The sequence below is a fragment of the Arthrobacter sp. GAS37 genome, assembly GCF_044908325.1.
GTDB classification, from domain to species: domain Bacteria; phylum Actinomycetota; class Actinomycetes; order Actinomycetales; family Micrococcaceae; genus Arthrobacter; species Arthrobacter ramosus.
Genome location: NZ_JBIYDB010000045.1, coordinates 25,453 through 32,065, shown reverse-complemented (window position 1 = coordinate 32,065; position 6,613 = coordinate 25,453). Strand labels below are relative to the sequence as shown.

The 6,613-nt window shown below is 62.9% G+C and carries 7 protein-coding genes and 1 tRNA gene; 3 read left to right on the top strand and 5 right to left on the bottom strand.

Features of this window, described 5'->3' with window-relative positions:
• A partial coding sequence (locus tag ABH924_RS22070; protein ID WP_404502287.1) for a fibronectin type III domain-containing protein occupies positions 1 to 1,699 on the bottom strand: 1,699 nt, incomplete at its 3' end.
• A 163-nt stretch (positions 1,700 to 1,862) separates the two neighbouring features.
• Positions 1,863 to 2,633, bottom strand: coding sequence for an MBL fold metallo-hydrolase (locus ABH924_RS22065; RefSeq protein ID WP_404502285.1), 771 nt, complete (start codon positions 2,631 to 2,633; stop codon positions 1,863 to 1,865).
• A gap of 206 nt (positions 2,634 to 2,839) precedes the next feature.
• Between ABH924_RS22065 and ABH924_RS22060 the strand changes: the two genes are divergently transcribed.
• A tRNA-Asn gene (locus ABH924_RS22060) sits at positions 2,840 to 2,912 on the top strand.
• Between the two features lie 162 nt (positions 2,913 to 3,074).
• On the top strand, positions 3,075 to 3,308 hold the full coding sequence (locus ABH924_RS22055; RefSeq protein WP_404502283.1) for a hypothetical protein: 234 nt from the start codon (positions 3,075 to 3,077) through the stop codon (positions 3,306 to 3,308).
• A 319-nt stretch (positions 3,309 to 3,627) separates the two neighbouring features.
• Here ABH924_RS22055 and ABH924_RS22050 read toward each other — a convergent pair whose 3' ends face one another.
• Genes ABH924_RS22050 through ABH924_RS22040 form a run of 3 tightly spaced genes read right to left on the bottom strand, consistent with a single transcriptional unit; the run spans position 3,628 to position 5,558 of the window.
• A complete protein-coding gene (locus tag ABH924_RS22050; RefSeq protein WP_404502281.1) occupies positions 3,628 to 4,035 on the bottom strand; it encodes a hypothetical protein in 408 nt (135 codons plus the stop codon).
• A 60-nt stretch (positions 4,036 to 4,095) separates the two neighbouring features.
• The gene (locus tag ABH924_RS22045) at positions 4,096 to 4,275 is read right to left on the bottom strand and encodes a glycine zipper domain-containing protein (RefSeq protein ID WP_404502279.1); all 180 of its coding nucleotides are present in this window, start codon (positions 4,273 to 4,275) and stop codon (positions 4,096 to 4,098) included.
• Positions 4,276 to 4,334: 59 nt separating this feature from the next.
• Positions 4,335 to 5,558, bottom strand: a complete 1,224-nt coding sequence (locus ABH924_RS22040) for a multidrug effflux MFS transporter (RefSeq protein ID WP_404502277.1) — start codon at positions 5,556 to 5,558, stop codon at positions 4,335 to 4,337.
• A 184-nt stretch (positions 5,559 to 5,742) separates the two neighbouring features.
• Here ABH924_RS22040 and ABH924_RS22035 point away from each other — a divergent pair, with 184 nt between their 5' ends.
• The gene (locus tag ABH924_RS22035) at positions 5,743 to 6,591 is read left to right on the top strand and encodes a phage holin family protein (RefSeq protein ID WP_404502275.1); all 849 of its coding nucleotides are present in this window, start codon (positions 5,743 to 5,745) and stop codon (positions 6,589 to 6,591) included.
• The last annotated feature ends 22 nt before the right edge of the window (positions 6,592 to 6,613 follow it).

The following is a 6,613-nucleotide window of genomic DNA, read 5'->3' as shown; positions in this document are numbered from 1 at the left end:
GCCCGGATTCGAACCCGCCGTTGGTGACGCCGGGAACGGGCGCCGTGGGCGTGACCGGGGCCGACGCGGCGGACGGCGCAGACGTCCCCACGGCGTTCGTGGCCGTCACGGTGAACGTGTAGGCCGTGCCGTTGCTCAGCCCGGTGACGGTCGCCGTCGTCGAGGGCGGATTCCCGGAGACCGTCACCGGAGCCAAAGCCGTGCCACCGGACGAAGGCGTCACGGCGTAGGAGGTGATCGGGGAACCGCCGTTGGCCGGAGCCGTCCACGACACGGACGCCGAGGCGTTGCCCGCCGTCGCGCTCACGCCTGTGGGAGTCCCCGGAACTGTTGGGGCCGTCGGGGTGACCGGAGACGACGCGGCAGACGGCGCGGACGTCCCGACGGCGTTCGAGGCCGTGACGGTGAACGTGTACGCCGTGCCGTTGCTCAGCCCGGTGACGGTCGCCGTCGTCGCAGGCGGATTACCGGACACCGTCACCGGAGCCAAAGCCGTGCCACCGGACGAAGGCGTCACCGCATAGGAGGTGATCGGGGAACCGCCGTTGGCCGGAGCCGTCCACGACACGGACGCCGACGCGTTCCCCGCCGTCGCTGTCACCCCTGTGGGAGCCGCAGGCGCGGTCGCGGCGGCAGCTACAGTTACCGCGTGCGTGACGGTCCCTGTGAGGCCGGAGTTATCGGTCACCGTCAGCTTCACTTGGTACGTTCCCGCCGCGGCGTAGGTGTGCGAAGGCTTCACGCCGGTGCCCGCCGGGGAGCCGTCGCCGAAGTCCCAGCTGTAAGAGGCCACAGTCCCGTTCGGATCGGTCGACGTCGAACCGTCAAACGTGGCTGTGAGACCCGCCGTCGAGGATGTGAAGGCGGCTACAGGGGGCTGGTTGGGCACATTGCCCAGGGCCTGGGCGACCGTTTGAACGGACGTGGTTCCGTTGGCCGTTCTCGCAGCCAGCCACGTGACAAAAGTCTTGAAGAGATTGGGATCGATGGTCAAAGTGGGATCTGTCCCGACGGCGATGTGGTGGAAGGTCAGCTGGACCCAGCCCCCTCCCGGTTCCGCGTTGGTAACCAGGTCCTCCAGGTTCTGCAGCGTCCACGTGCTGTCGACTTCATCCGGTGCCGCGGTGTTGTATGGATTGGCCGGCGGAAGGGTTTCCGCGAAGGGGCAGCCAGAGCAGCTCGCGGGCGAACGGATGTCACCCAAATTGCGAGCACTGGCAAAACCGCAATTCTTCACGATTTGCTCGACGGAAGAGTTTTCGGCGGCGAAGGGATAGGCGAAATCGGTGGCGTTGAACCCCCAGCTGGCAAGCGTTGTACGCCCGCCGCAAACCTCGTTAGTTGCGGCCGACGTGGACAACGTGGTGAGGTCCGGGTGGGTGATGGTGTGGCCACCGATCTCGTTGCCGTCCGCAGCGATGCTGTTCAGGTTGGCTCGGGTGAGCCATGACGGATTATCGATCCAGCTGGTCGTAATGAAGAAGGTGCCGTGCAATCCGAGTGACTTCAGTAACTGTTCGGCCGGGAGCTGATCGGCATTGCCGTCGTCGAAGGTCAGGCTGATGATTGTTTTCGGCACTGCCGCCCGCGCAGGGGGCCCTAAGTAGACAGCGGAGTAGCCAAGCAAAAACAGCACGGACGCGGCCGTGGCCCAGCGGAACCACGTGCGCCGCCGGAACAGTATGGTCAGGAGCCGCATCGGCTTCCCCTTTTTCTGAACAGACCGGGTCAGAATCCCCAGGTCCGGAGCCTATTGGCTATGCACCGCACGGGTTAAGAGTGGGTGGTACCCGTTTTGGAACCGGGCTCCCGCTCTCTCCACTCAGGCTCCGATACACGTACCCGGCCGGAAGACTGTCGACTCAAGCGAAAGGGGAGTACCTTCCGTCAGAGACGAGCTCAATTGTCCCGTCGAGCCCGCTCACCACAGGCCCATGACCCGGCAGGATCATCTCAGCGCCCAATTGCCTAAGCACCTCAACGCTGGCCAAGATCTCCGACGGGCGGTGATGGAAGACAGCGGGCAACAGCTGCGGACCGCAGACCGGACTGACGGCGTGGCCAGTGACGAGTGCATCCCCGGTCACGACTGCCTTGGCTGAAGGGACGAAGAAGGACACATGGCCGCTGGTATGGCCGCGGGTGGCAATGATCCGGGGAGATCCCGGGAGAGCGTCCAGAATGTCCTGGGTCATCGCAACGACACCCGGGACCGCGACGTCGGACAAGCCCCCGGATCGGATGGCGTGTACGGCCCACGCGCCGACCCTGGGGCGGAGGATCCGCAAACCAAGATCCATGACGGTGACTTGCTCGAGGACCTCCCGGCGGATGTTTGGCAACTCCGCATGGGACGCAAATACCGGAATGCCCATTGCGGATATTCTCGCGGCATTGCCGATGTGATCGGAGTGACCATGCGTCAGGAGAACTCCGGCAGCATTTTCCGTGGCCAGTCCAAGGAAATTCATGCTCGATTGGAGCAATGGCCAGTTCCCGGGATAGCCCGTGTCAATGAGGGTGAATTCCTTGCCCCGCTTGAGGATGGTCCAGTTGACGGCCGGGCCTTGGATGAAAAAGACGTCCTCGGCAACTTCCTTCACGTTGTCCTCGGCTGACCAGTTCTTCGACATGCTTCCTTCTGTTCCTTCGCGCCAGGGATGCGCCTCGTACGATCCTCGTACCCGCCTCGGCGCGCCGGACCATCCTATCCTCGGTGAGGGCGTCGGTTCCGCGGCATTGGTGATACCCGGGAGGGGTATTCTGCTGCCCTTCCCACAGTGCCCGGGGCCCGATTTCACTTGAGGCAAAACCTTTGCTAAAGTCATAACCGCTTCATTCCTTCGTAGCTCAATTGGCAGAGCATTCGACTGTTAATCGAAGGGTTACTGGTTCAAGTCCAGTCGGAGGAGCGCAAAGGTCCCGCACCGATTTTATTGGTGCGGGACCTGTTTTTTTGCCTCGGTTTGTCTGATTTGCGGGTTATTAGGACAAAACGTGTGTAAATCCCGGGCGCGTCATGTTCGTCCCGGGATCGTCTTCGCTCGGATGTCGGATTCTGCTCAATCATTCGAATGGATAAATTCCGGGCCCGCGGAATCACGGGACCGGCAACTTCGGCGAAGAGAATGATCCAGCAGAATCCGGCGGTGTCCATGGATCGTCGAACTAGCTTCGCTTACCGGAAGCCATTGCAAGGCGACAACGGCGACCAGGCAGCACCACGAACCGACGTAGATCCCGTCGACCTGGATCTGGTCGTGGACCTCCCCGGCACCGGGATCCGCGGGGCAACGTTCCAGCACTAGGCCATGCGGCGGCGGAATGACCGGGCGGCGCCGAACGAGGTGAGCGAAGACTGATTGGAGGTGCCCATCAGCCAGCCAAGGAACGCCTCGAGCTCTGAGCGTCGGCCGACGTCCCGGCGTTCACCGGAGTGGCTGGCCCCGCAGACCAGACATTCCAGAGATATGCAAGCACCCCGGCCACCCTGGGCTTCCAAAGCTTAGCTATCCCGGAATTCACCCGCCAACACTGGGAAGCAAGCCCCTCCCATACGCACGTTTTGTCCTATAACCCCTGGTTTGCGCAATCATTTCGAATGCGCAGAATCCCATCGCCAAGTCGTCAAACGAAGTCCATTTCCACTTGCAGGAATCTCGCCGCTTCGGCCACGGCGGACTGGAAGGCGTCGTCCTCGGTGGGCGGCGTCCTCGGCTCCCGCGGGTGCCATTCGTGGGCGGCGGAGTGGACGCGGGTGAATCCGCCGCCGGGGGGTGCGTAGAAGATTCCGAAGCGTTGGACAGGCCATTCGGGAGAAGTCTCCGGAGCCACGAGCAGGGCCGCGCCATTTGTCGGATTGAACCATTGCGCAATCGGGCGGCGGCGGTCCTCAGTGAAGAGCCCGGCCGCATAAAGGGCCGCGGATTGCGGGCTTGTCACGGTGCACAGACGATCCCACCACAGCGGCAGGATGCCATCATCCCTGCGCTGCCATGGGGTTGGAATAGGCTGTAGTTCCTGCCAACGGGGCACATCTCAACTTTATCGCCGGGCCATGACCGGCAACAGGCCTCGAAGCAACGGAAGGCCTGCTTAGTCCCGTTTCCATGGCCCGGGATTGATCCGGTAAAGGATTGCGGAACCGACGACGGCGCCCAGCAGGGCTCCGAGCACGGGGTTTCCGGCCCCGCGGCCCAGCAAGAAGCCGACGACGGCGCCAAGCATCGCTCCGAGGAAGAGGCCCCTGCCGTTGCGGTGCGGTTTGCGCGTCATGGCTTGAGCCTACTTCTCCCTGCGGACGGCCGGGCGACGCGCATCAGTGGACGGGCGCATCAGTGGATGGACGGGACGGACCGCGGCCGCACGACGAGCCAGAGGGCCGACACGGCGCCTGCGAGACACACTGCCTGGACGGCCCCCATGGGAACGGCAGAGCTGACGCCCAGCCAGCCAACCACGGGCGGGATGATGCCGGCCATCAGGAAGTTCGAGGCACCCAGCAAGGAAGCCGCGGTTCCGGCCTGCGCGCCGTGGTTGGCCAGGGCAATCACCTGGACGCAGGGGAACATGAACCCGGTGGCAAGGATGTAGAACCACAGCGGGACCATGACGCCCCATAGGCCGAAGCCGAGCAGATCGAACACCACAATCAAAAGGGCCATCAGCAACATCCAGGCCGTGGCGAACGCCATGATCCATTGGGGTGCCACTCGCCTGATGACCCTGGAGCTGATTTGGACGCCGGCGACGATGCCCAGGGAGTTGACGCCGAACAGCAGGCCGTATTCCTGCGGGGAGAAGTTGTAGACCTGTTGGAACAGGAAAGTGGACGCGGAAAGGTAAGCAAACAGTCCGCCGAAGTTGAACCCGCCGACCAGCAGCATCCCGACAAAAATCCGGTCGGCGAACACGGCCTTGTAGCGTTGGCCCGCGGTCGACGTCGTCTGCCTGCGGAGCTCGGCGGGATACGTTTCCCGGATAAGGAAAACCGCAGCAATGAACACGAGGATTCCGTAGCTTGCCAGGAAGTAGAAGATCCCGGGCCATGGCATCACCAACAGCAGTTGTGAACCGATGATCGGAGCCAGAATGGGCGCCAGGCCATTCACCAGCGACATGCGGGAGAACATCCGCACCATGGCGTAACCGGCGAAGAGGTCCCGGACCATCGCCATGGCCACCACGCCACCGCCGGCTGCACCGACGCCCATGAGGACGCGGAACAGGGCAAGTGTGCTGATGTCCGTGGAAAGTGCTGCGCCGAGGGAGGAACCGATATGCAGGGCCGTTGCCAGGATCAAGGGCATGCGGCGCCCGAACTTGTCGCTGAACGGACCCACCACCAATTGGCCAATGGCGAAGCCCACTGTCGTGCCGGTCAGTGTGAGTTGGATCGCAGCCGCTGACACGTCGAAATGATGCTCCAGCGCGGGAAACGCCGGCAGATAGAGATCCACGGTAAATGGACCCAAGGCGGTCAATGCGCCAAGTAGCAGGATATAGAGGAGTTTTTCGCGTCGACTGAGGGAATCGCCCGGTACAGGGGGAGTGTTCACGGTTATCAATCCTATGTGCGACAGATCATATTTATCAGCGATGGCTGGGGCGCGCCGCAGGACCGTCCCGGAAGTTGAGGCTGAAGCTGAATGGTAGTTTTGTGGACAGGTGTGCGCGGGCGGTTGTATTCGTCTCCGTGCCGGAGCCGGGTAGGAGCAAGATGGAAGCAGTGAGGCGGAACCTATGAGTGGACGTCACAGCGGCCGGGTTGGCCAAGGCCCGGGCATTTCGGCGTTGCCGAGCACCCTGAAACTTGCAGCCCGGCTCGCGCCGCGGCAGCTCAACGACGAAATCAGCCTTGCCAAGCTTGAACTTAAGGGCAAAGGCAAACAGTTGGGCATTGCCGGCGCTTTCGTTGGCGTTGCGCTGATCTTTTTCTCTTTGCTCGTCATCGCCCTGGTTGTGGCTGCCATCTTGGGCCTGGCCACGGTCATGCCCCCGTGGTTGGCTGCGCTTGTGGTTGCGGCGGCGTTCCTTTTGATCATTCTTATCGGAGCCCTCATCGCCTTCCGTGCGTTCAAGGGGGCCATGCCGCTTGTGCCTGAGAAAACCATCCGCGGCATCAAGCACGATCTCGGCATAGTCAAGGAGGGCACTTTCTTCGACGCCAGTATCCTCGATCCCTCGTCGGAAGCCTACAAGGCAGCGGAGGCAGCGAAAGCCGCCGCAGCTGAGAAAGCCAAGGCCGAAAAGGCCGCCAAGGCAGAAGCACACAAAGCCGAGCAACCCCCCGCCCCAAGCGAAGCTGAGCTGCTCCGCCGTCTGGAGCAGCGCCGCGAGCACCTCGCCGACGTTCGCGATCAGCTCGGCGTCGAGCTCGACGTCAAGACCCAGGGAAAGGTCCTCCGCGACGCTGCCGGGCAAAAGCTCGACGACGGACGCCGGTTCGCTGCCGACAAACTCGCAGATTTCAGTGAGAAGGTTCCGGCCGAGTTGCCGGAGCGGCTCGCTGCACGCTGGAAAGAGCTATTTCTCTTCGCCGCTTCCGCCACGGTGGCCGCAGTAGGACTGCGGAAGCTGTTCAAGAAGTAATCGGGACGGCAAACGGCAGCGT